The sequence below is a fragment of the Sulfuricystis multivorans genome (assembly GCF_003966565.1).
GTDB classification, from domain to species: domain Bacteria; phylum Pseudomonadota; class Gammaproteobacteria; order Burkholderiales; family Rhodocyclaceae; genus Sulfuricystis; species Sulfuricystis multivorans.
This window is the reverse complement of record NZ_AP018718.1, coordinates 545,144-565,527: the sequence shown is the minus strand read 5'-3', so window position 1 is coordinate 565,527 and position 20,384 is coordinate 545,144. Positions and strand designations below refer to the sequence as shown.

Here is a 20,384-nt window from a genome sequence, read left to right as displayed (position 1 = left end):
CAAGGGACAGCCATTTCGTGAGGGAAAACTCTTTCATCGACTGCCTCCGTTGCCTTGCAGTCACGCTGATTTTCGGTACCCTGCTCACCGGCTGTGATTTCCTTGGACCGCCAGCGCCCTTGAGGCCGCCGGGGCCACGGCAGCCGCTCATCGTCGTCCTGTCAGCCGATCCAGCCTTCGCGCAACCGGCGATCGATAGCGAAGGTATGAACGGCTTCAGCCGCGATCTGGTCGAACGGTTTGCACAATACCTTGGCGTCAAAGTGCGCTTCGTTCCACCGCCCGCCCTAGGACACGCGGCCGAAATGGTCTTGCAGCAGCGGGCGCACATGATCGCTACCGTGCCGCTCCAGGCTGAAGACGCATCGCTGCTCAACAGCCCGCCTCTGTTCGAAACATCCCAAGTGATCGTGCAACATGCAAACGCCTTACCGTTGGAGAAAACTGAAAAATTGGCTGGGCAGGAGATTCATCTGTTGCCGGGAGCGCCGCAAGCTCATGCCCTTGCTGCTCTTGGCATCGAACCGCCGCCGCGCCTCGTCGAACACAGCGGCACGAACGAGCTGGAGCTCATCGCCGGCATCGCCGATTTGCGCCACGAACTGGTCGCCAGCGACGAACTGCATTTCGATCTGGCCACCAACACCAGCCCAGATCTGGCCATCGCCTTGAAGTTGCCAGGCACGCTGGGCTACGGCTGGGCGATTGCGCCGGCCTATCCAGAACTACGTGATAAGGCGGCCGAATTCATCGCCGCGATCCGTCAGGATGGCACGCTGCGACGCCTCTACGATCGCTATTTCGGCCACATCAAACGGCTCGACAATCAGGATGTCGCAGCATTTCTCGATGCTGTGCAGACCCGTCTGCCGGCACTGCGGCCTTTTTTTGAAGAAGCAGAGAGAATCAGCGGGTTCGACTGGCGGCTCATTGCGGCGCTCGCCTGGCAGGAATCGAAATGGGAGCCCCTCGCCACCTCGCCGACCGGCGTGCGCGGCATCATGATGCTCACCGAAGAGACCGCCGACCGGCTCGGTGTGAAAAACCGACTCGATCCCCGCGAGAGCATTCTCGCCGGCACCCGCTATCTGGCGATGCTGATGGATGAGCTGCCGGATGAAATCCTGCCGCCTGAACGGCTCTGGTTCGCGCTTGCCGCCTACAACCTCGGCATGGGGCATCTGAAAGGGGGGCGACAGTTCGCGGTCGGGCTCAAGAAAAGTCCCAATCACTGGGCCGACATGAAGGACGTGCTGCCACTGCTCGCACGGCCGGAGTATTACTCGCGGCTCAAAAGCGGCCGCGCGCGCGGCGGCGAGGCGGTGATCATGGTCGAAAACGTGCGCAACTATTATGACATCCTGACACGCATCGCGCCGCGGCGTTCGGCACCCTTGCAGACCGGCCTGTCTATGCAGTGAGTCGTTCCAGACCGCCGAGATAGGGGCGCAGCACTTCGGGGACGGTGACGCTGCCATCGGCGCACTGGTAGTTTTCCAACACCGCGACCAGCGTGCGACCGACGGCCAGTCCCGAGCCGTTCAGCGTATGCACCAAGCGCGGCTTGCCGCCCTTGTCCCGGCAGCGCGCTTGCATGCGGCGGGCCTGGAAGGTCTCGAAATTCGAACAGGAGGAAATTTCACGATACGTGTTCTGGGCCGGCAGCCAGACTTCGAGATCGTACGTCTTCGCGGCGGCAAACCCCAAGTCGCCGGCGCACAGCGCCACTTTGCGGTAAGGCAGGTTCAGTTTCTGCAGGATCGTCTCGGCATGGCCGGTGAGCTCCTCCAGCGCCTGCCATGAAGCTTCCGGCGCGACGATCTGCACCAGCTCGACCTTGTCGAATTGGTGCTGGCGGATCATGCCGCGCGTGTCCTTGCCGTAGCTGCCGGCTTCGGAACGGAAACAGGGCGTGTGGCAGACGAATTTCAAAGGCAGTTTCTCGGCATCGAGAATCTCCCCGCGCACGATGTTGGTCACCGGCACCTCGGCGGTCGGGATCAGATACAGCCGGCTGCCGTCATTGCGCTCGATGCGGAACAGATCTTCCTCGAACTTCGGCAGCTGGCCGGTACCGAACATGCTGTCCGGATTGACGAGATAAGGCGCATAGACCTCGGTGTAGCCATGCTCACGGGTGTGCACGTCGAGCATGAACTGCGCCAGCGCCCGATGTAGCCGGGCAATGCTGCCTTTCATCAAGGCAAAGCGGCTGCCGGCGATCTTCACCGCGCGCTCGAAGTCGAGGCCGCCCAAGGCTTCGCCGAGATCGACATGATCCTTCGGCGGAAAATCGAACACGGGCGGGGTGCCGCAGCGCGAGATTTCGACATTACCCGTCTCGTCCCGGCCCTCCGGCACGCTCTCGTGCGGCAGGTTGGGTAGGCGCGAGACGAAAGCGTCGATTTCCGCCAGCAGCACGGTCAATTTTTCCTCGTTGGCCTTGAGCGCATCGCCAAGACCCGCCACCTCGGTCATGACACGCTCGATCTCGCTGGCCAGATCCTCGCCCTTGCTCTGCCGGCCTTTGAGCATACCGATCTGCTTCGAAAGCGCATTGCGTTTGGCCTGCAGTTCCTGGGTGCGGGTTTGCACCGCCTTGCGCTCGGCTTCGAGCGCCTCGAACGGGGCGAGATCGATCACGATGCCGCGCCGGGCGAGACCGGCAGCGACGAAATCGGGCTGGGTGCGCAAAAGCTGGATGTCGAGCATTTCGAGATTCGGTGTTCAACGTGGATGGCACGCATTCTAGCCGTCGTTGCGGTGTTTCTTGCGCCAGGCCGCATCGAGCGCGGCAAGATGCCTGAGCTTCTCGCCGATCTTCTGTTCCAGTCCCCGCGGCGTCGGCTTGTACCACTCGACCTTCGGCATGCCTGCGGGGAAATAATTCTCACCGGCCGCATAGGCTTCCGGCTCGTCGTGCGCATAACGGTATGCGCGGCCGAAACCGAGTTCCCTCATCAGCTTCGTCGGTGCGTTGCGCAGGTGTTCCGGCACCGGCCGGCTCTGATCCTTGGCGACGAACTTCCGCGCCGCACCATAGGCGACATAGCCGGCGTTCGACTTCGGCGCCACCGCCATGTAAATCACCGCATTGGCGAGAGCGAGTTCACCTTCGGGCGAACCGAGCCGCTCATAGGCCTGTGTCGCCTCGAGCGCGATCGAGAGCGCACGCGGGTCGGCCAGGCCAATGTCTTCCGATGCCATGCGGATGATGCGGCGCGCGAGGTAGAGCGGATCGGCGCCGCCATCGAGCATGCGGCAGAACCAATAGAGCGCGGCATCAGGGCTCGAGCCGCGCACCGATTTGTGCAGCGCCGAGATCTGGTCATAGAACGCATCGCCACCTTTGTCGAAGCGGCGCAGATCGGAAGCGAGCGTTTGCTCCAGAAACTCGGCGCTGATGAGACGGCACCCGCTCGCCTGCGCGGCGGTGTGTAGGGTTTCCAGCACGTTGAGGAGCCGCCGCGCATCACCATCGGCATAACCGATGATGCGCTCGATCGCCTCCGGTGCGAACTCGAGCTCGGGAAAGACGCGCGATCGCGCACGCTCGCAGAGCTGGCGCAGTTCATCGCTCGAGAGGGGTTTCAACACATACACCGTGGCGCGCGAGAGCAGCGCCGAATTGACCTCGAACGATGGGTTCTCCGTGGTCGCACCGATGAAGGTCAGCAGCCCCTGCTCGACGTAGGGCAGAAATGCGTCCTGCTGGGCCTTGTTGAAGCGATGCACCTCATCGACGAACAACAGCGTGCGCCGGCCCGTCTGCGCCAGCGTCAGCTGCGCCTGATCGACCGCGGCGCGGATGTCCCTGACGCCGGAGAACACCGCGGAGATCGCGATGAATTCGGCATCGAAGGCATCGGCCATCAACCGCGCCAGCGTGGTCTTGCCCACCCCCGGCGGGCCCCAGAGGATCATCGAATGCGGCGTCTTCGATTCGAACGCCAGCTTAAGCGGCTTGCCCGGCCCGAGCAGATGCTGCTGGCCGATCACCTCGTCGAGGGTTTTCGGCCGCATGGCCTCGGCCAGAGGGGCAAGGGGTTTTGCCTCGAACAATTCGTTCATTGGCCGATGACATCCGCCCCTTTGGGCGGAACGAAGCGAAAGACATCCTTCGGTAGCATCGGGTTCGGCTGAAACTCGGTAAACAGCAGCGTCGTCGTCTGGCCAAAGTTGTCCTGCACTTCCATCAAGCGTGGCAGGTTGCCGGAAAGCCCGATGCGCACGCGCGCGAAGCTGCTATCGGCCGATTTCGGCACGGCATCGACGATCTCCAGTCCGTCGGCCGTGCCGGTCTCGGTAAGCGTGAAATGCCGATCGAGCGCCTCGCCGGTCAAGAGCGCAGCGGGGGTAGCACCCAGCGCTTGATCGATCTTGCCGACGGTCACTTGGTTGAGGTCGGCGTCATAGGTCCACAGCTTTTCGCCGTCGGAGACCAGCAGCAGCTTGTAGGGCTTCTCGTAACTCCAGCGCAGCCTGCCGGGACGTGCCAGCACGAAGCTGCCGACGGAGTTCTGCGGCTTGCGGCCGGACCTGGCGACGACGCTCTGGGCAAACGTCCCTTGTGCCGCGTGGGTATTGGCCCAGAAGGTCCGCAGCTGATCGAGGCCACCGGCGGCGACCGCGCCGGAGAAGATCAGGCCGCAAAGCAGGACGAATGTGCGCATGCGCGCATTATCGCCCATTCGCGGGAGCCGTCTCTGCCTCGCCGACTTTCAACCCAGATTATCCATTAGACCGGGCTGATGCGCCATGAGCATTCGATACGATCATTTTTGCCCTACGCGGCGGTTTTCGGTCTGCGGGCGAGCCCTTCGCGCCCTAATGGACAATCTGGGTTCAATCCTGCGTTTCCGGCGCCAGTACCTCGCGCTGCCCCGCGGCATTCATCGGCGAGACGAGGCCGGCGCGCTCCATCGCCTCGATCATCCGCGCGGCGCGGTTGTAGCCGATGCGTAAATGCCGCTGCACCAGCGAGATCGACGGCCGGCGCGTCTTGAGCACGACTTCCACGGCCTGGTCGTACATCGGGTCGGCCTCGACATCACCGCCTTCCTCGCCACCCGCTTCGGCGGCCTCTCCCGCCGGGGCGGAAAGAATGTCGGCTGCGAATTCGGGCTTGCCGATCTTGCGCAGATATTCGACGACACGATGCACCTCGTCGTCCGAGACGAAGGCGCCATGCACGCGCACCGGCAGACCGGTGCCGGGCGCCAGGTACAGCATGTCACCCTGCCCCAGGAGTGCCTCGGCGCCCATCTGGTCGAGGATGGTGCGCGAATCGATCTTCGACGACACTTGGAAGGCGATACGTGTCGGGATATTCGCCTTGATGAGCCCGGTGATGACATCGACACTCGGCCGCTGCGTCGCCAGGATCAGATGGATGCCGGCAGCGCGCGCCTTTTGCGCCAGTCGCGCGATGAGTTCCTCGATCTTCTTGCCGACCACCATCATCAAGTCGGCAAGCTCATCGATGACGACGACGATGTAGGGCAAACTCTCGAGTGGCGGTGAGCCGGTTTCGGGGTCGCCTGGCAAAGCGAGAGGATCGGGTATGAATGTACCGGCCTTCTCGGCTTCCTTGATCTTGGCATTGAAGCCGGCGAGATTGCGCACGCCGACCGCACTCATCAGCTTGTAGCGCCGCTCCATCTCGCCGACGCACCAGTGCAGTGCGTTGGCGGCCTTGTTCATATCGGTGACGACAGGCGCCATAAGATGCGGAATGCCTTCATACACGGACAATTCCAGCATCTTCGGGTCGACGAGGATCAGACGCACGTCTTTGGGCTCGGATTTGTAAAGCAGCGACAGGATCATCGCGTTGATGCCCACCGACTTGCCGGAGCCGGTAGTGCCGGCCACCAGCAGATGCGGCATCTTGGCCAGATCGGCGACCACCGGCTGGCCCGAGATGTCCTTGCCAAGCGCCAGCGTCAGATGCGAGTGCATGTCGTGATAGACCTTGGCGCCGAGGATTTCCGACAGTCGCACGGTCTGCCTGCGCGGATTGGGCAGTTCAAGTGCCATGCAGCTCTTGCCCGGCACGGTCTCGACGACGCGGATGCTGATCAGCGAGAGTGCGCGCGCCAGATCCTTGGCCAGATTGACGATGGTCGCGCCCTTGACGCCGGTCGCGGGCTCGATCTCGTAGCGCGTCACCACCGGGCCGGGATGAGCGGAAACCACCTGCACAGAAACGCCGAAGTCTGCAAGCTTCCTTTCGATCAGCCGCGAGGTGAATTCGAGCGTCTCGGCACTCGGCAACTCGTCCTTGGCATGATTCGCTTCGTCGAGCAGGTGTAATGGGGGTAACCCTTCGCCGGGCAAATCCGGGAATAGCGGCGTCTGTCGTTCTTTCTCGATTCTGGCCTCCGCTTTTTTTGCCAAGGGAATCTCGAGTGCGACTGGCTCGATTTTCACCGGCGGCGCTTCTTCGAGTTTCTTCAAGACTTTTTCGACCTTCGCCTCGCGCTTGTCGGCGACGACGCGACCATAGCGGCGGTCCTGCCATGCCTCCCACAGTCGGTTCAGTCCACCCCAGCCGGCTTCCAGCAGCACGCCCAGCCTCTCGAAAAATCCCGGCCAGGACAATCCTGTTACCAAGCTGAAACTCGCCGCCATCGCCGCCATCAACAGCAAGGTTCCTCCAGTAAAGCCGAGATAGACGGCTGTCAAGCGGGCAATCTCGATACCGAACAGGCCGCCTGGCGCGAGCGGCAGTTCAACTTGCAAGCTCCAGAAACGCAAGGCCTCCAATCCGCAACTGGCCGCGAGGAAGAAAACGAAGCCAAGCAGGCAAATCGCCAGCGGGCGGCGATCGGGACCGAACAAGCGATTCACTCGGCGATAGCCCATCGCGACCAGCATGAGCAGCAGCGCCACCCACCACCAGGCTGACAAGCCAAACAAATAAAGTAATAAGTCAGCCAGCCAAGCACCGAAACGCCCCCCGGGGTTGGCGATGTGCTCGACATCCGCGGCCTGTGACCAGCCCGGATCGGTGTTGTGATACCCGAAAAGGATCAACGCCAAGTAAAGACCGGTCGTTGCGAGGAGCAACCAGCGCGCTTCGTGAAGCAGCATGGCGATGCGTTCCGGGAGCGCTTGAGAGGAAGCCCTCGCGCGATGACGGTAGGAAAAGGTGGCAAAAGACATGACGTTTTCCGATCTGATTGAGACACTACGCCGATCCTGCCCATTTTCGACTGGCGGCATGGCCGGAAACGTCCGAAAAGGGCATATTTTTTGCCTTTGCCACCGCTTATAATTTCTCGATCCCGTTCAGTGGAGAACAGACTATGACCACCCGCCACTCCAAGTTGTTGATTTTGGGCTCCGGCCCAGCTGGATATACCGCAGCGGTGTATGCCGCACGCGCCAATCTGCAGCCGGTTTTGATCACCGGAATGGCGCAGGGCGGGCAACTGATGACCACTACCGAAGTCGATAACTGGCCGGCCGACGCCGATGGTGTCATGGGTCCGGACCTGATGGCCCGCTTCGAAAAGCATGCGCGCCGTTTTGGTACCGAAATCATCTTCGACCACATTCACACCGCCAGGCTGACCGAGAAGCCTTTTCGACTCATCGGTGATGCTGGCGAATACACCTGTGATGCGCTGATCATCGCCACCGGCGCTTCAGCGCAATATCTCGGCCTACCCTCTGAGCAGGCCTTCATGGGTAAAGGGGTATCCGCCTGTGCGACCTGCGACGGTTTCTTCTATCGCGATCAGCCCGTGGCCGTCATCGGTGGTGGCAACACTGCCGTCGAGGAGGCACTCTACCTCGCCAACATCGCTAGCCATGTAACCTTGGTGCATCGTCGCGACAAATTGCGCGCCGAGAAGATCATGCAGGACAAACTCTTCGAAAAAGAGAAAGCCGGCAAGGTCACGATCAAGTGGGATTCGGTTCTCGACGAAGTATTGGGCGACAAATCCGGCGTGACCGGCATGCGCATCAAGAATGTCAAAAGCGGAGCGACCGAAGAAATCCAGCTGATGGGAATTTTCATTGCCATTGGGCACAAGCCGAACACCGCAATCTTCGCCGGACAGCTCGAAATGCAGAACGGCTACATCGTCACCCGTGCGGGGCGCGATGGCAATGCCACGGCCACCTCAGTGCCCGGCGTATTCGCTGCCGGCGACGTGCAGGACATGATCTACAAACAAGCCGTCACCAGTGCGGCTTCGGGATGTCAGGCCGCGCTCGATGCCGAGAAATATCTCGACGCCATCGCCTGAATCCGGCGCTCGCAAACGGCGCAGTACCGCCGTTACGCTCGACGAATCGGCCCGCGCGCTGTTTCAGGCTGCAGTCGCCGATGTGGTCCCCTTGGCGTTCGACCGCATCCACCATGAACCCAACCCGCCCCTTCCCATCCCCCGGCAGCACTTTCGCGACGAACGTGCTGCCTTGGCCGAATCTCTCACCGCGCATGATCAGATGGCGTTGGCTCTCGAAGGCGGTGACGAGCCGGTCTATCTCAAGTCAGGAATGTCGCCGAAGGTGCTCAAAGATTTGCGTCGGGGTCGATGGGTAATACAAGCGGAGCTCGACCTGCATGGCATGAATCGGGACGAGGCACGTCACCACATAGCCCTGTTTCTTGCTGAATGCCGAACTTACCGCCATCGCTGTGTGCGCATCGTGCATGGCAAGGGACTCGGCTCACCTGGGCGGGTACCCGTGCTCAAACGTCTCGTGCTCGGCTGGTTGGCACAGCGGAAGGAAGTGCTCGCCTATTGCCAGGCGCGCAGCAGCGACGGCGGCGCTGGCGCCCTGATCGTGTTGCTGACCGCCTGAGAAAACGAGAGCGCGCTGCAGACAAAGCGAAGCCCCCGGCAGGGGGCTTCATTCAGCATAGTCTGGACGATCTGCCGCGCTTGAAGTACGAGCGCTATGACGACCTCATTCCTCGACGGTTTGCACTTCTTCGCCAGGCTGTTCAGGGCGATCGAGCAGTTCGACATAGGCCATCGGCGCATTGTCGCCGACACGAAAACCCATCTTCAAGATGCGTAGATAGCCACCATTGCGATTCGCATAACGAGGGCCGAGTTCATCGAAAAGTTTGACGACGATCTGACGATCGCGCAAGCGATCGAAGGCCAGCCGACGGTTGGCGAGCGATGGCTTTTTGCCAAGCGTAATGAGCGGTTCGACCACGCGACGCAATTCCTTCGCTTTGGGAAGAGTGGTCTTGATCGCCTCGTGTTGCAACAAAGCCACCGCCATGTTGCGCAGCATCGCCTGTCGATGCGAAGAGGTGCGGTTCAGTTTCCGCAAGCCATTGCCGTGACGCATATTTTTTTCCTTTCACTTTTATGCGGCCGCCGCTGGTCATTGAATCGGCTAGCGGCCGGTTGCTTGTTGTCGCGAGTAAATCAACCCATCTTCGCTAGTCCGGGGGGCGGCCAATTTTCGAGCTTCATGCCCAAAGACAGGCCACGCGAAGCGAGAACCTCCTTGATTTCGTTGAGTGATTTGCGACCCAGATTGGGGGTCTTCAGAAGCTCCGTTTCGGTACGCTGGATCAGGTCGCCGATGTAGTAAATATTTTCCGCCTTCAGGCAGTTTGCCGATCGTACCGTCAATTCCAGATCGTCTACGGGTTGCAGCAGGATCGGATCGACGGCGGATTGCTTCGGCGCCTCGATGGAAACCGGGGTCCCTTCCAGGTCTGCGAATACCGAAAGTTGATCCAGCAGGATTCCAGCGGCATGACGAATCGCTTCCTCGGGATCGATCGCGCCATTGGTCTCGATATCGATCACCAGCTTGTCCAAGTCGGTACGCTGTTCGACACGTGCTGCTTCGACTTGGTAGCTGACGCGGCGTACGGGGCTAAACGAGGCATCCATGAGGATACGGCCGATCGTCTTGTTCTCCTTGCTGGCGACACGCGCGTTTGCGGGAACATAACCGCGGCCGGCTTCGACCTTGATCTGCATGTTCAACTTGCCGCCAGGAGCAAGATGGGCGATCACGTGATCTGGATTGATGATTTCTATATCGTGATGAGCCTCGATGTCCGCAGCTGTGACGACTGTCTCATTGCCATCGCTTTGCTTGGCGAGGGTCAGCATGGCCTCACCGCGATTGTGCAGACGCATCACCACGCCCTTCAGGTTGAGCATGATATCGACGACATCCTCGCGCACGCCCTCCAGAGTCGAATATTCGTGCAACACGCCATCGATAGAGATTTCGGTAGGCGCTGCCCCTGGCATCGATGAAAGCAGGATGCGGCGCAAGGCATTTCCCAAGGTATGACCGAAGCCCCGCTCGAAAGGCTCCATAACGACACGAGCATGAACGGGGGACAAGGCCTGAACATCGATGATGCGGGGCTTCAATAGCGCTTGAAATTGCATCTTCGTTCCTCAAAAGAAATCAATGCGCCCAAGGCAGGACCTCGGGCGCATGCGGGGATAGGTTTAGCGCGAGTACAGTTCGACGACAAGACCTTCCTTGAGCGAAGGCGAAAGGTCTTCGCGTGCAGGATATGCCTTGAACACGCCTTTTCCAGCCTTGACATCGACTTCGACCCACTGGGGAAAGCCTCGCGACTCCGCCGCTTCAAGCGCGGCCTTGATACGCAGATGTGCGCGCGCGGCATCGGTCAGCTGGACCACGTCACCGGGCCTCAGATTGTAAGAAGGGATATTGACCCGTTTGCCATTGACCAGAATGCCATTATGACGCACGATCTGTCTCGCTTCGGCACGGGAAATACCAAACCCCATCCGATAGGCCACCGAGTCGAGACGCCCTTCGAGTAGCTGCAGCAGGTTTTCGCCCGTCTGCCCCTTGCGACGATCGGCCTCGGCAAAGGTCTTGCGGAACTGCCGCTCGAGCACTCCATAGATGCGACGAATCTTTTGCTTTTCGCGCAGCTGCTGGCCATAGCCAGAGAGACGCTGTCCAGACTTTTGACCATGCTGACCGGGCGCGTAGGAACGCCGCTCGATCGAGCATTTGTCAGTGAAACACTTTTCGCCCTTGAGGAAGAGTTTTTCTCCTTCTCGACGGCATTGACGGCATTTTGGATCAAGATTGCGGGCCACTTCGCTGTATCTCCTTGATTGCGTCTTCCAGGCTTAGATGCGGCGCCGCTTGGGCGGCCGACAACCATTGTGCGGAATCGGCGTGATATCTGTAATGCTATTGATTTTGATGCCGAGAGCATTCAAAGCACGTACTGCAGACTCGCGACCGGGACCAGGGCCTTTGATGCGAACTTCGAGATTCTTGATACCACATTCCTGCGCCGCCTTTCCAGCCGCTTCGGCAGCAACCTGAGCAGCAAATGGTGTCGATTTACGCGAACCCTTGAATCCCGCCCCACCGGAAGTCGCCCAGGACAATGCATTGCCCTGACGGTCAGTAATAGTGATGATCGTATTGTTGAAGGAAGCATGAACGTGCGCGATTCCATCGGCGACGTTTTTCTTTACCTTCTTGCGTGCTTTGATCGTAGGTTTGGCCATGAGGATTATCCTGCTTTATTTATTTCTTGCTACCAGCAACCGATTTGCGCGGGCCTTTGCGCGTACGCGCATTGGTGCGCGTCCGTTGGCCGCGCACAGGCAATCCACGCCGATGACGAATCCCTCGATAACAACCGAGATCCATCAACCGCTTGATGTTCATCGTCACTTCACGCCGCAGGTCGCCTTCGACGGTGAATTTAGCAACCTGTTCGCGCAGCCGGTCCATCTCGGTTTCGGTCAGATCCTTGATCTTCGTGCTCCGGGCCACCCCGGCCGCATCGCAAATCTTTTGTGCCCGAGCACGCCCGATGCCATAGATCGCGGTCAACGCAATCTCGGTGTGCTGGTGGTTTGGAATATTTACGCCTGCAATACGGGCCATACGCTTATTACCTTGTCAGAGTCTCAGATTGACTAATACCGGAACTGAATGGGAACCGGTAATTATACGGAGATCGCAACAGCTGTTCAACCTTGGCGCTGCTTGTGGCGCGGATCAGTACAAATGACGCGCACCACGTTATGACGGCGAATGATTTTGCACTTACGACAGATACGCTTGACGGATGCTTGAACTCTCATTTCATTCTCCAGAAATTCTAAAATTTCACTTAGCCCTGAATACGATACGCGCCTTGTTGAAATCGTAAGGGGTCAACTGCACCGTCACCTTATCACCCGGAAGAATGCGGATGTAATGCATGCGCATCTTTCCGGAGATGTGCCCCAGGACAATATGCCCATTCTCCAGCTTGACGCGAAACGTCGCGTTCGGCAGGTTCTCAAGAACCTCACCCTGCATTTCGATAACGTCTTCCTTTGCCATTGCTCCAGAAATCTCACCTTACTCAACGTACCGGCAAACCCGTTCCCTTGAAGTTGGCTTTCTTTAACAAACTTTCGTACTGATGGGACATCAGATAGGCCTGAACTTGAGCCATGAAATCCATCGTCACTACAACGATGATCAACAATGAGGTCCCGCCGAAATAGAACGGCACGTTCCACTTGAGAATCAGGAATTCCGGCAACAAACAGACTAAGGTCACATAAGCCGACCCAATAAGGGTCAAACGCACCAGGATCTTGTCGATGTATCTGGCTGTCTGCTCTCCGGGTCGATACCCCGGTACGAACGCACCACTCTTCTTGAGGTTTTCAGCAGTTTCCTTCGAGTTGAATACCAAGGCGGTATAGAAAAAGCAGAAAAACACGATGGCCGCTGCATAGAGAAGAACATAGATCGGCTGCCCAGGCGACAGTGTCGCAGCAATGTCTTTCAACCAGGTCATGCCTTCGCTGGTACCAAACCAACCCGCGGCCGTAGCAGGAAACAAGATGATCGAGGAAGCAAAGATAGGCGGGATGACGCCTGACATGTTCAGTTTGAGAGGCAAGTGAGAACTTTGTCCGCCATAGATCTTGTTGCCCACCTGGCGTTTTGCATAATTGACCAGGATCTTACGCTGACCGCGCTCGACGAAGACGACAAAACCAGTAACTACCACCACCAGAATGCAGATGACGATGGCTGTAAGGGGATGCATGGCACCCGTACGTACCAGCTCGAACAATCCACCCAGCGCATTTGGCAGACCGGCAGCGATACCGGCGAAAATGATGATCGAGATGCCGTTCCCCAAGCCACGTTCGGTGATCTGCTCTCCAAGCCACATAAGGAACATGGTACCAGTGACCAGGGTCATAACCGTAGTCAGACGAAACATCAGACCTGGCTCAAGCACCAGACCTTGTTGCGACTCCAAAGCAATCGCAATGCCGATGCCTTGGAACAGCGCGAGTGCTACCGTACCATAACGGGTGTATTGGGTGATCTTACGGCGGCCCGCCTCGCCTTCCTTCTTCAATTGTTCGAGTGAAGGAATGGCGATCGTCATCAGCTGCATGATGATGGATGACGAAATATAAGGCATGATCCCCAGCGCGAAAATCGTGAACCTGGAAAGAGCCCCACCTGAAAAAAGGTTGAAAACGCCGAGAATCCCGCCTTGCTGGGAATTGAACAGATCCGCCAACCTAACCGGATCTATTCCAGGAACCGGGATATGCGCACCGATCCTATACACGACGAGTGCGCCCAGCAAAAACCACAGCCTGCGCCACAGGTCGCCGTATTTCCCGGATTTGCCGAGCACGACGGCTTGATTGCTGCTGGATGTGGCCACTAACTAAATCCTCGCCTTTTTGTTCGAACTTTCAGGCAGCTGCGATGTCTATAACACTTCCACCAACCGCCTCAATTGCCGCACGCGCGCCCCTGGTAGCTCCAACACCTTTCAGATTTACCTTGCGAGTCAGTTCCCCGGAAAGAATCACTTTCGCTGAAAGACTGCCGTAAGGAATGATCCCAGCTTGCATCAGTGTCAACAAATCGACTTCCTCTACCGGAAGCCGCTCAAGCTCGGACAAACGAATCTCGGCATGTTTTCCCGCAGTGAGGGATTTAAAACCACGCTTCGGCAAACGTCGCTGGAGCGGCATTTGACCGCCTTCGAAGCCAACTTTGTGAAATCCGCCTGCACGAGATTTCTGGCCTTTGTGTCCGCGACCTGCAGTTTTACCAAGACCGCTACCGATTCCACGGCCAACCCGTTTGCCCGTATGCTTGGCCCCTTCGGCCGGTTTCAGGTTGTTGAGACGCATCCGATTATCCTTCACACTTGACCAAATAGGCGACTTTCTTGAGCATCCCTCGAATTGCGGGGGTGTTTTGAAGCTCCCTGATTTGATTGAGGCGACTGAGACCAAGCCCGCGCACCGTTGCACGGTGATCTTGCTTTGTTCCGATCAAGCTTCTAATCAGCTTGACCCTGATCGTCTTTTCGCTCATGGTCAGGCCTCCAGGATTTCCTGAACCGATTTACCGCGCTTTGCGGCAATCTCTGCGGGAGAATTCATAGCCACCAGCCCCTTGATCGTGGCGCGCACGAGGTTATACGGATTGGTCGATCCAATCGCCTTTGCCACGACATCCGTCACACCCATTACCTCAAACACTGCGCGCATCGGCCCGCCAGCAATAACGCCCGTGCCAGGAGCAGCGGGTGACATCAGCACAGTAGTTGCGCCGTGCTTGCCTATCACTGGGTGATGAAGTGTTCCCCGATTGAGACTGATCTTGGCTAGCTTACGACGGGCCTCATCCATTGCCTTTTGTACGGCGACGGGGACCTCACGTGCTTTACCTTTCCCCATCCCAATCCCGCCATCACCATCGCCAACCACCGTCAGTGCAGCGAAGCCAAGAATTCGTCCACCTTTGACGACTTTCGTGACACGATTGATCGATACCATTTTCTCGCGCAAGCCATCATCTCTCTCTTCGCTAGCCTGCTGCTGTTTTTTACTCTGCGGTTTTGCCATTTTTCGCTCTTTCAACCGACATTAGAACTTGAGTCCGCTTTCACGCGCAGCCTCAGCCAGTGCCTTGACGCGCCCATGATATTTGAATCCAGAACGATCAAATGCCACCTCTTGGACACCCTTGGCCAAGGCGCGCTCGGCAATCAGTTTGCCCACTGCTTTTGCCGCTTCGACATTACCGCCATTGGGTATTGCCGCACGCATTTCGGGCTCCAAGGACGATGCCGCAGCGAGAACCTGATTGCCGCTCCCAGAATAAACCTGGGCATAAATATGGCAATTGGAGCGGTGGACGCATAAACGCGCAATCTTCAACTCCGCAATCTTGGCGCGGGTTTTGCGCGCCCTGCGCAGGCGAGATTCTTTCTTGTTCATGAAAAGTCCTTAATATCTGCGACCAGAAGAATCACTTCTTCTTGGTCTCCTTGATGGTCACAACCTCATCCGCATAACGGATGCCCTTACCCTTGTAAGGTTCGGGTGAGCGGTAGGCGCGCAATTCAGCAGCCACTTGTCCAACCAACTGCTTGTCGATTCCTTTTATGATGATTTCGGTTTGGGTCGGCGTTTCGACCTTGATACCATTCGGCATCTCATGCAGAACTGGATGGGAGAAGCCCAAAGAAAGATTGAGCTTGTTACCTTGCGCTTGTGCCTTGTAACCCACACCGACCATGGTCAGCTTCTTCTCGAACCCCTTGGTGACACCAATCACCATATTGTTCAATAGAGCACGCATCGTTCCCGACATCGCAGATGCATCGGGTTTGTCTTTCAGCGCAGAACACTTGAGACTGCCATCTTCCAACTTCACCTCGACGGAAGGCAATACAAAATGGGATAGCGAGCCCAGCGGTCCTTTGACTGTAATCTGATCTCCCGACAAAAGCACTTCTACGCCCTTGGGGAGAGTTACCGGATTTTTGGCGACACGAGACATACACTACTCCTTACGCCACGATGCAAAGCACTTCGCCGCCGACATTGACGCTGCGCGCTTTGCGATCTGTCATCACGCCCTTGGGTGTAGAGACGATGGCAATTCCCAATCCATTCATCACCTTGGGCAGATCCTGTTTGCCACGATACACGCGCAGGCCCGGGCGTGAGACACGTTCCAATCGCTCGATAACAGGTCGGCCAGCGTAGTACTTCAACTTGATGTCCAACTCTGATTTGACGCCATCCTTTCGGACGGCAAATTCTTCGATATAACCCTCATCGAGAAGCACCCTGGCAATTGCTTCCTTGATTTTCGAAGAGGGCATCGTGACAGAAAGTTTTTCAGCCATCTGTCCATTCCGAATACGCGTCAGCATATCGGCGATCGGATCAGTCATGCTCATAATCGACTCCTCACCAACTCGCCTTGATCATACCCGGCACCTCCCCCCGCATGGCGATATCCCGGAGTTTATTGCGACACAAACCGAACTTTCTAAACACGCCACGGGGACGCCCGGTCAGCACACAGCGATTACGCTGCCTTACCGGACTCGAATTACGGGGCAACGACTGAAGCTTCAGCCGAGCCTGCATACGCTCTTCGTCACTAAGCTTGGCATCACTGATGATCGCCTTCAATTCAGCACGCTTGGCCGCATATTTGTCCACCAGCTGGGCCCGCTTCGCTTCACGATTTTTTAGTGCAAGTTTCGCCATGAGTCACTCAATTCTTGAACGGGAATTTGAATGCCGAAAGCAAAGCCTTTGCCTCCGCATCGGATTTGGCTGTCGTGGTAATGCTGATATTCATCCCCCGCAGCGCATCGATCTTGTCATATTCGATTTCCGGGAAAATGATCTGTTCTCTGACGCCAATGTTGTAATTGCCTCTTCCATCGAAACCCTTATTGCCGGGAACTCCGCGAAAGTCGCGGATTCTCGGGATGGCAATATTGATGAGTCTGTCGAGAAACTCATACATTCGGGCCCGTCGCAGCGTCACCATGCAGCCGATCGGATAACCCTCACGAATCTTGAATCCGGCAATCGCCTTCCTCGCTTTGGTTACCACTGGCTTTTGTCCCGCGATCTTCGTCATGTCGGCCACCGCGTTTTCGAGAACCTTTTTATCAGCCACAGCCTCGCCGACACCCATGTTCAGCGTTATCTTGGTTATCCGTGGCACCTCCATCATTGAGGCGTATTTAAACTGCTCCCTGAGCTGCGGAACGACTTCTTTTCGATAGAATTCTTGCAAGCGCGCCATAGGTTCTTCCTTACGCCTTTACTAATTCGCCGGTAGATTTGAATATCCTTACCTTGGCACCGTCTTCCAGCACCTTGAAACCCACTCGATCGGCTTTCTGTGTGGCCGGATTGAACAAAGCCACATTCGATACATGGATGGGCATTTCTTTTTCAACGATACCGCCCACCTGACCTTTCATCGGATTTGGACGCAAGTGCTTCTTGACACGATTGACGCCACCAACGATCAGGCGATCCTCTGTGACGCACCGCAAAACAGTACCTCTCTTGCCTTTATCTCGTCCCGCGATGACGATCACCTCATCGCCTTTACGAATCTTTTCCATATTTTTACGCTCCCATCCCCAAAGCCAGATCACAGGACTTCCGGGGCAAGCGAAACAATCTTCATGAAACGCTCGGTACGAAGTTCGCGAGTGACAGGTCCAAAAATGCGCGTCCCGATGGGCTCGAGTTTGTTATTCAGCAGCACCGCCGCATTATTGTCGAACCTAATCAAGGAACCATCCTGACGCCGAACACCCTTGGCGGTCCTGACGACCACAGCACTATAGACTTCGCCCTTCTTTACGCGACCACGCGGCGCCGCATCTTTGACACTGACTTTGATGATGTCACCGATTCCGGCATAACGGCGCTTTGATCCACCCATCACCTTGATACACATCACCGAGCGTGCGCCCGTATTGTCGGCCACATCCAGCCGGGTTTGCATTTGAATCATGTTGTACTCCAACTTTTCCTGCACAAAACCAATGTGCAGTCAGTTTTGGACCCCGCAGCTAGTTTGGGGAACTAGAACCGGGAGACGCCCCGGGAGTCGAGAAAGGAGCGGAATTATAACTACCTTTCCCAATGTGTCAACAAATATCGCTATACCTCAGCGGCTCTTTGAATAACCTTGCTGACACGCCAGGCCTTCGTTTTTGAGATTGGCGCACATTCTTCAATCTGTACCAGATCCCCAGCAGACACCGTCAATCCCTCGACATGGGCATGATACTTCTTCGAACGGGTAATCACCTTGCCTATCACCGGATGTTTAACGCGCCGTTCGATGAGCACGGTCACGGTTTTTTGCATTTTGTCGCTTACAACCCGGCCTTCCAGCGTGCGACGCATTGGCTTGTTCGTTTCGATCATTTGCCTGCAGCCCTTTCACACAGGATCGTCTTAATACGTGCAACATCCTTACGCAGCTTACCGAGCTGTGCGGTGTTGTTGGACTGCTGAGTAGCCAACTGCATGCGCAGAGAAAATTGCGCTTTCCGAAGCTCGATCAGTTCCTTGCGAAGTTCTTCTTCGCTCTTCATCCTCAATTCACCGGCTTTCATTGCTTATCCCAAGTGTCGTGTTACGAAGGTGGTAGATACCGGGAGCTTTGCGGCAGCTAGGGCAAACGCTTCTCTGGCCAACGCCTCGTCGACTCCATCCATTTCGTAAAGGACCTTGCCAGGCTGAATTTCAGCAACCCAATATTCAGGGTTCCCCTTGCCGTTACCCATGCGCACCTCGGCTGGTTTCTTCGAAATGGGCTTGTCAGGAAAGATTCTGATCCAGATCCGCCCACCCCGCTTGATATGGCGAGTCATTGCACGGCGGGCCGCTTCGATCTGCCTCGCAGTAAGTCGGCCACGGCCAACGGCTTTCAGACCATATTCACCAAAACTTACTTTGGCGCCACGTGAAGCCAGGCCAGTATTCCGGCCTTTGTGTTCCTTGCGGTATTTTCTACGTGCTGGTTGCAGCATTTGAGTTACTCCTTCGCACCTTTGCCTGCGACAGGCTGACCGGCAGCGGTCTTCCTGACTCGTTTGGCCGTCGGCTTGGGTGAATCCTGACCAGGCTTGACTTCCGATTGGGCGGCTTCAGATTTCTTTTGCATCTTCGATGCAGCTGGCTTCGTTTCTCCATCAGCAGCGCTCGAGGAAGCTCTGACAGAACGCTTCGGTCGCTTTGCAGGCTCATCTTGCCGTTCCTGAGGAGCCGGAGGGGTGACCGTTTCTTCGCGTCCGGTTGTTTCACCTTTGAAAACCCAAACCTTGATGCCGATGACACCATAAGTGGTTTTTGCTTCTGAAAAACCATAATCGATTTGTGCTCGCAACGTATGGAGCGGCACACGGCCTTCACGATACCATTCGGTGCGGGCGATCTCGGCACCGTTCAATCGACCGGAGCTCATGATCTTGATACCCTGAGCTCCTAATCGCATGGCATTTTGCATCGCTCGCTTCATCGCCCGGCGGAACATGATACGTTTTTCAAGCTGTTGGGAAATGGAATCCGCGATCAGTTGGGCATCGATCTCGGGCTTGCGTATCTCTTCGATACTTACATGAACAGGGACGCCCATCCGATTCTGCAGGTCGCGCTTGAGCAACTCGATGTCCTCGCCTTTCTTTCCGATGACAACGCCTGGGCGTGCGCTATGCACGGTCACTCGAGCATTTTTCGCCGGGCGCTCAATGACCACCCGCCCTACGGATGCATGTGCTAGTTTTTTTCTAATATAGTCACGGACAGCGATGTCTTCACGGAGCATCCCAGGAAATGCTTTTGAATTAGCAAACCAGCGGGATGACCAATCGCGCGTGACAGAGAGTCGAAACCCGGTTGGATGAATTTTTTGTCCCATGAGCGTTCCTTAGTCTCCCACTGTCACATAAATGTGACACGTCTGTTTGCTGATCCGATTTCCACGCCCCTTGGCACGAGCAGTAAAACGCTTCAATACCGGTCCCTGCTCAACGTGGATACGAGTCACCTTCAATGCATCGATATCAGCTCCATCGTTGTGTTCCGCGTTGGCGATGGCAGATTCGAGCACTTTTTTGACAATGGCCGCACCTTTTTTGGGTGTGTAGGCAAGAATGTTCAGCGCGTGTTCGACGGTTTTTCCGCGCACGAGATCAGCAACGAGCCGCCCCTTCTGTGCGGAAAGCCGCACCCCCCGTAATACCGCATTCGTTTCCATTGTCGTATTCCTTTACTTCTTGGCTGCCTTCTTACCCGCCGCGTGCCCTTTGAAAGTGCGGGTAACGGCAAACTCGCCCAGCTTATGTCCGATCATATTTTCTGAAACATATATCGGGATATGCTGCTTCCCGTTATGCACAGCGATCGTCAGTCCGATAAATTCTGGCAGGATCGTCGAGCGCCGTGACCACGTCTTAATCGGCCGCTTGTCATTCGAAGCACGCGCGGCTTCAACCTTCTTGAGCAGATGATCATCGACGAAAGGCCCTTTTTTGATGGAACGTGCCATTTATT

At 57.0% G+C, this 20,384-nt stretch carries 31 protein-coding genes; 3 read left to right on the top strand and 28 right to left on the bottom strand.

The genetic code is table 11. The annotated features are described in order from the left end of the window. The first annotated feature begins 17 nt into the window (after positions 1–17). Positions 18–1,421 (top strand): membrane-bound lytic murein transglycosylase MltF, encoded by a 1,404-nt coding sequence (gene mltF, locus EL335_RS02760; RefSeq protein WP_172600007.1) that lies wholly within the window; start codon positions 18–20, stop codon positions 1,419–1,421. On the opposite strand, the gene serS is transcribed toward mltF, so the two are convergent. The 4 genes from serS to EL335_RS02740 form a co-directional block, all read right to left on the bottom strand. Then, the gene (gene serS / locus EL335_RS02755; RefSeq protein WP_126444137.1) at positions 1,411–2,712 is read right to left on the bottom strand and encodes a serine--tRNA ligase; all 1,302 of its coding nucleotides are present in this window, start codon (positions 2,710–2,712) and stop codon (positions 1,411–1,413) included. The two genes, mltF and serS, sit on opposite strands and share 11 nt — an antisense overlap. A 36-nt stretch (positions 2,713–2,748) precedes the next feature. Beyond that, a complete protein-coding gene (locus tag EL335_RS02750; protein WP_126444136.1) occupies positions 2,749–4,071 on the bottom strand; it encodes a replication-associated recombination protein A in 1,323 nt (440 codons plus the stop codon). Continuing rightward, complete coding sequence (gene lolA, locus EL335_RS02745; RefSeq protein WP_284155416.1) at positions 4,068–4,673, bottom strand: outer membrane lipoprotein periplasmic chaperone LolA; 606 nt, start codon at positions 4,671–4,673, stop codon at positions 4,068–4,070. The genes EL335_RS02750 and lolA overlap by 4 nt, the downstream gene beginning before the upstream one ends. A gap of 172 nt (positions 4,674–4,845) precedes the next feature. Next, positions 4,846–7,095 carry a DNA translocase FtsK gene (locus EL335_RS02740; protein WP_284155482.1) on the bottom strand — a complete coding sequence of 750 codons (2,250 nt, stop codon included), beginning with the start codon at positions 7,093–7,095 and terminating at the stop codon, positions 4,846–4,848. 215 nt (positions 7,096–7,310) lie between these two features. Here EL335_RS02740 and trxB point away from each other — a divergent pair, with 215 nt between their 5' ends. Both trxB and EL335_RS02730 read left to right on the top strand, forming a co-directional pair. Continuing rightward, positions 7,311–8,261 carry a thioredoxin-disulfide reductase gene (trxB, locus tag EL335_RS02735; protein ID WP_126444133.1) on the top strand — a complete coding sequence of 317 codons (951 nt, stop codon included), beginning with the start codon at positions 7,311–7,313 and terminating at the stop codon, positions 8,259–8,261. Further along, the gene (locus EL335_RS02730) at positions 8,230–8,823 is read left to right on the top strand and encodes a Smr/MutS family protein (RefSeq protein WP_126444132.1); all 594 of its coding nucleotides are present in this window, start codon (positions 8,230–8,232) and stop codon (positions 8,821–8,823) included. The genes trxB and EL335_RS02730 overlap by 32 nt, the downstream gene beginning before the upstream one ends. Positions 8,824–8,928: 105 nt before the next feature. Here EL335_RS02730 and rplQ read toward each other — a convergent pair whose 3' ends face one another. The 24 genes from rplQ to rpsS all read right to left on the bottom strand — a co-directional run bounded on the left by rplQ (position 8,929) and on the right by rpsS (position 20,379). Next, positions 8,929–9,324, bottom strand: a complete 396-nt coding sequence (rplQ, locus tag EL335_RS02725) for a 50S ribosomal protein L17 (RefSeq protein ID WP_126444131.1) — start codon at positions 9,322–9,324, stop codon at positions 8,929–8,931. Positions 9,325–9,404: 80 nt separating this feature from the next. After that, complete coding sequence (locus EL335_RS02720) at positions 9,405–10,394, bottom strand: DNA-directed RNA polymerase subunit alpha (RefSeq protein ID WP_126444130.1); 990 nt, start codon at positions 10,392–10,394, stop codon at positions 9,405–9,407. 63 nt (positions 10,395–10,457) lie between these two features. Next, positions 10,458–11,087, bottom strand: a complete 630-nt coding sequence (rpsD, locus tag EL335_RS02715; protein ID WP_126444129.1) for a 30S ribosomal protein S4 — start codon at positions 11,085–11,087, stop codon at positions 10,458–10,460. Between the two features lie 33 nt (positions 11,088–11,120). Beyond that, positions 11,121–11,510, bottom strand: coding sequence for a 30S ribosomal protein S11 (gene rpsK / locus EL335_RS02710; protein ID WP_126444128.1), 390 nt, complete (start codon positions 11,508–11,510; stop codon positions 11,121–11,123). A gap of 19 nt (positions 11,511–11,529) precedes the next feature. Continuing rightward, positions 11,530–11,895 (bottom strand): 30S ribosomal protein S13, encoded by a 366-nt coding sequence (gene rpsM / locus EL335_RS02705; protein ID WP_126444127.1) that lies wholly within the window; start codon positions 11,893–11,895, stop codon positions 11,530–11,532. A gap of 86 nt (positions 11,896–11,981) precedes the next feature. Beyond that, positions 11,982–12,095 carry a 50S ribosomal protein L36 gene (gene rpmJ / locus EL335_RS02700; protein ID WP_126444126.1) on the bottom strand — a complete coding sequence of 38 codons (114 nt, stop codon included), beginning with the start codon at positions 12,093–12,095 and terminating at the stop codon, positions 11,982–11,984. A gap of 25 nt (positions 12,096–12,120) precedes the next feature. After that, entirely contained in the window at positions 12,121–12,339 is a 219-nt protein-coding gene (gene infA, locus EL335_RS02695; protein WP_126444125.1) for a translation initiation factor IF-1, read from the bottom strand. A gap of 22 nt (positions 12,340–12,361) precedes the next feature. Continuing rightward, entirely contained in the window at positions 12,362–13,699 is a 1,338-nt protein-coding gene (secY, locus tag EL335_RS02690; protein WP_172600006.1) for a preprotein translocase subunit SecY, read from the bottom strand. A gap of 31 nt (positions 13,700–13,730) precedes the next feature. After that, positions 13,731–14,177: a 50S ribosomal protein L15 gene (gene rplO / locus EL335_RS02685; RefSeq protein WP_126444124.1), complete on the bottom strand. Its 447-nt coding sequence runs from the start codon at positions 14,175–14,177 to the stop codon at positions 13,731–13,733. A 4-nt stretch (positions 14,178–14,181) separates the two neighbouring features. Then, complete coding sequence (gene rpmD / locus EL335_RS02680; protein ID WP_126444123.1) at positions 14,182–14,364, bottom strand: 50S ribosomal protein L30; 183 nt, start codon at positions 14,362–14,364, stop codon at positions 14,182–14,184. A gap of 2 nt (positions 14,365–14,366) precedes the next feature. Further along, positions 14,367–14,897 (bottom strand): 30S ribosomal protein S5, encoded by a 531-nt coding sequence (gene rpsE / locus EL335_RS02675; protein WP_126444122.1) that lies wholly within the window; start codon positions 14,895–14,897, stop codon positions 14,367–14,369. Between the two features lie 21 nt (positions 14,898–14,918). After that, a complete protein-coding gene (gene rplR, locus EL335_RS02670) occupies positions 14,919–15,272 on the bottom strand; it encodes a 50S ribosomal protein L18 (protein WP_126444121.1) in 354 nt (117 codons plus the stop codon). Between the two features lie 31 nt (positions 15,273–15,303). Beyond that, the gene (gene rplF / locus EL335_RS02665) at positions 15,304–15,837 is read right to left on the bottom strand and encodes a 50S ribosomal protein L6 (protein ID WP_126444120.1); all 534 of its coding nucleotides are present in this window, start codon (positions 15,835–15,837) and stop codon (positions 15,304–15,306) included. Positions 15,838–15,847: 10 nt separating this feature from the next. Then, a complete protein-coding gene (gene rpsH / locus EL335_RS02660; RefSeq protein ID WP_126444119.1) occupies positions 15,848–16,243 on the bottom strand; it encodes a 30S ribosomal protein S8 in 396 nt (131 codons plus the stop codon). A gap of 10 nt (positions 16,244–16,253) precedes the next feature. Further along, positions 16,254–16,559, bottom strand: coding sequence for a 30S ribosomal protein S14 (rpsN, locus tag EL335_RS02655; RefSeq protein WP_126444118.1), 306 nt, complete (start codon positions 16,557–16,559; stop codon positions 16,254–16,256). Between the two features lie 7 nt (positions 16,560–16,566). Beyond that, complete coding sequence (rplE, locus tag EL335_RS02650) at positions 16,567–17,109, bottom strand: 50S ribosomal protein L5 (protein WP_126444117.1); 543 nt, start codon at positions 17,107–17,109, stop codon at positions 16,567–16,569. Between the two features lie 10 nt (positions 17,110–17,119). Then, positions 17,120–17,437 (bottom strand): 50S ribosomal protein L24, encoded by a 318-nt coding sequence (gene rplX, locus EL335_RS02645; RefSeq protein WP_126444116.1) that lies wholly within the window; start codon positions 17,435–17,437, stop codon positions 17,120–17,122. A 29-nt stretch (positions 17,438–17,466) separates the two neighbouring features. After that, positions 17,467–17,835, bottom strand: coding sequence for a 50S ribosomal protein L14 (rplN, locus tag EL335_RS02640; protein WP_126444115.1), 369 nt, complete (start codon positions 17,833–17,835; stop codon positions 17,467–17,469). Positions 17,836–17,984: 149 nt separating this feature from the next. Then, positions 17,985–18,254, bottom strand: a complete 270-nt coding sequence (gene rpsQ, locus EL335_RS02635; RefSeq protein ID WP_126444114.1) for a 30S ribosomal protein S17 — start codon at positions 18,252–18,254, stop codon at positions 17,985–17,987. Next, on the bottom strand, positions 18,251–18,445 hold the full coding sequence (gene rpmC / locus EL335_RS02630) for a 50S ribosomal protein L29 (RefSeq protein WP_126444113.1): 195 nt from the start codon (positions 18,443–18,445) through the stop codon (positions 18,251–18,253). The genes rpsQ and rpmC overlap by 4 nt, the downstream gene beginning before the upstream one ends. A 3-nt stretch (positions 18,446–18,448) precedes the next feature. Beyond that, positions 18,449–18,862 (bottom strand): 50S ribosomal protein L16, encoded by a 414-nt coding sequence (rplP, locus tag EL335_RS02625; protein WP_126444112.1) that lies wholly within the window; start codon positions 18,860–18,862, stop codon positions 18,449–18,451. Positions 18,863–18,867: 5 nt separating this feature from the next. Further along, complete coding sequence (gene rpsC / locus EL335_RS02620; protein ID WP_126444111.1) at positions 18,868–19,749, bottom strand: 30S ribosomal protein S3; 882 nt, start codon at positions 19,747–19,749, stop codon at positions 18,868–18,870. A 9-nt stretch (positions 19,750–19,758) separates the two neighbouring features. Beyond that, on the bottom strand, positions 19,759–20,088 hold the full coding sequence (rplV, locus tag EL335_RS02615) for a 50S ribosomal protein L22 (RefSeq protein ID WP_126444110.1): 330 nt from the start codon (positions 20,086–20,088) through the stop codon (positions 19,759–19,761). A 12-nt stretch (positions 20,089–20,100) separates the two neighbouring features. Next, the gene (gene rpsS / locus EL335_RS02610; RefSeq protein WP_126444109.1) at positions 20,101–20,379 is read right to left on the bottom strand and encodes a 30S ribosomal protein S19; all 279 of its coding nucleotides are present in this window, start codon (positions 20,377–20,379) and stop codon (positions 20,101–20,103) included. Between the last annotated feature and the right edge of the window lie 5 nt (positions 20,380–20,384).

What these genes read in the sequence shown, in the direction of transcription:
- EL335_RS02730 (WP_126444132.1), top strand. Translation starts at nt 8,230, where the DNA reads ATGCCGAGAAATATCTCGACGCCATCGCCTGAATCCGGCGCTCGCAAA.
- trxB (WP_126444133.1), top strand. Translation starts at nt 7,311, where the DNA reads ATGACCACCCGCCACTCCAAGTTGTTGATTTTGGGCTCCGGCCCAGCT.
- rpsC (WP_126444111.1), bottom strand. Translation starts at nt 19,749, where the DNA reads ATGGGACAAAAAATTCATCCAACCGGGTTTCGACTCTCTGTCACGCGC.
- rplX (WP_126444116.1), bottom strand. Translation starts at nt 17,437, where the DNA reads ATGGAAAAGATTCGTAAAGGCGATGAGGTGATCGTCATCGCGGGACGA.
- lolA (WP_284155416.1), bottom strand. Translation starts at nt 4,673, where the DNA reads ATGCGCACATTCGTCCTGCTTTGCGGCCTGATCTTCTCCGGCGCGGTC.
- rpmC (WP_126444113.1), bottom strand. Translation starts at nt 18,445, where the DNA reads ATGAAAGCCGGTGAATTGAGGATGAAGAGCGAAGAAGAACTTCGCAAG.
- rplF (WP_126444120.1), bottom strand. Translation starts at nt 15,837, where the DNA reads ATGTCTCGTGTCGCCAAAAATCCGGTAACTCTCCCCAAGGGCGTAGAA.
- rpsK (WP_126444128.1), bottom strand. Translation starts at nt 11,510, where the DNA reads ATGGCCAAACCTACGATCAAAGCACGCAAGAAGGTAAAGAAAAACGTC.
- rpsE (WP_126444122.1), bottom strand. Translation starts at nt 14,897, where the DNA reads ATGGCAAAACCGCAGAGTAAAAAACAGCAGCAGGCTAGCGAAGAGAGA.
- rpsQ (WP_126444114.1), bottom strand. Translation starts at nt 18,254, where the DNA reads ATGATCGAAACGAACAAGCCAATGCGTCGCACGCTGGAAGGCCGGGTT.
- rpsS (WP_126444109.1), bottom strand. Translation starts at nt 20,379, where the DNA reads ATGGCACGTTCCATCAAAAAAGGGCCTTTCGTCGATGATCATCTGCTC.
- rplV (WP_126444110.1), bottom strand. Translation starts at nt 20,088, where the DNA reads ATGGAAACGAATGCGGTATTACGGGGGGTGCGGCTTTCCGCACAGAAG.
- serS (WP_126444137.1), bottom strand. Translation starts at nt 2,712, where the DNA reads ATGCTCGACATCCAGCTTTTGCGCACCCAGCCCGATTTCGTCGCTGCC.
- rplP (WP_126444112.1), bottom strand. Translation starts at nt 18,862, where the DNA reads ATGCTGCAACCAGCACGTAGAAAATACCGCAAGGAACACAAAGGCCGG.
- rpmD (WP_126444123.1), bottom strand. Translation starts at nt 14,364, where the DNA reads ATGAGCGAAAAGACGATCAGGGTCAAGCTGATTAGAAGCTTGATCGGA.
- rpsN (WP_126444118.1), bottom strand. Translation starts at nt 16,559, where the DNA reads ATGGCGAAACTTGCACTAAAAAATCGTGAAGCGAAGCGGGCCCAGCTG.
- rplN (WP_126444115.1), bottom strand. Translation starts at nt 17,835, where the DNA reads ATGATTCAAATGCAAACCCGGCTGGATGTGGCCGACAATACGGGCGCA.
- infA (WP_126444125.1), bottom strand. Translation starts at nt 12,339, where the DNA reads ATGGCAAAGGAAGACGTTATCGAAATGCAGGGTGAGGTTCTTGAGAAC.
- EL335_RS02740 (WP_284155482.1), bottom strand. Translation starts at nt 7,095, where the DNA reads ATGCTGCTTCACGAAGCGCGCTGGTTGCTCCTCGCAACGACCGGTCTT.
- EL335_RS02720 (WP_126444130.1), bottom strand. Translation starts at nt 10,394, where the DNA reads ATGCAATTTCAAGCGCTATTGAAGCCCCGCATCATCGATGTTCAGGCC.
- rplQ (WP_126444131.1), bottom strand. Translation starts at nt 9,324, where the DNA reads ATGCGTCACGGCAATGGCTTGCGGAAACTGAACCGCACCTCTTCGCAT.
- rpsH (WP_126444119.1), bottom strand. Translation starts at nt 16,243, where the DNA reads ATGAGCATGACTGATCCGATCGCCGATATGCTGACGCGTATTCGGAAT.
- rpsM (WP_126444127.1), bottom strand. Translation starts at nt 11,895, where the DNA reads ATGGCCCGTATTGCAGGCGTAAATATTCCAAACCACCAGCACACCGAG.
- EL335_RS02750 (WP_126444136.1), bottom strand. Translation starts at nt 4,071, where the DNA reads ATGAACGAATTGTTCGAGGCAAAACCCCTTGCCCCTCTGGCCGAGGCC.
- rplR (WP_126444121.1), bottom strand. Translation starts at nt 15,272, where the DNA reads ATGAACAAGAAAGAATCTCGCCTGCGCAGGGCGCGCAAAACCCGCGCC.
- rplO (WP_126444124.1), bottom strand. Translation starts at nt 14,177, where the DNA reads ATGCGTCTCAACAACCTGAAACCGGCCGAAGGGGCCAAGCATACGGGC.
- rpmJ (WP_126444126.1), bottom strand. Translation starts at nt 12,095, where the DNA reads ATGAGAGTTCAAGCATCCGTCAAGCGTATCTGTCGTAAGTGCAAAATC.
- rplE (WP_126444117.1), bottom strand. Translation starts at nt 17,109, where the DNA reads ATGGCGCGCTTGCAAGAATTCTATCGAAAAGAAGTCGTTCCGCAGCTC.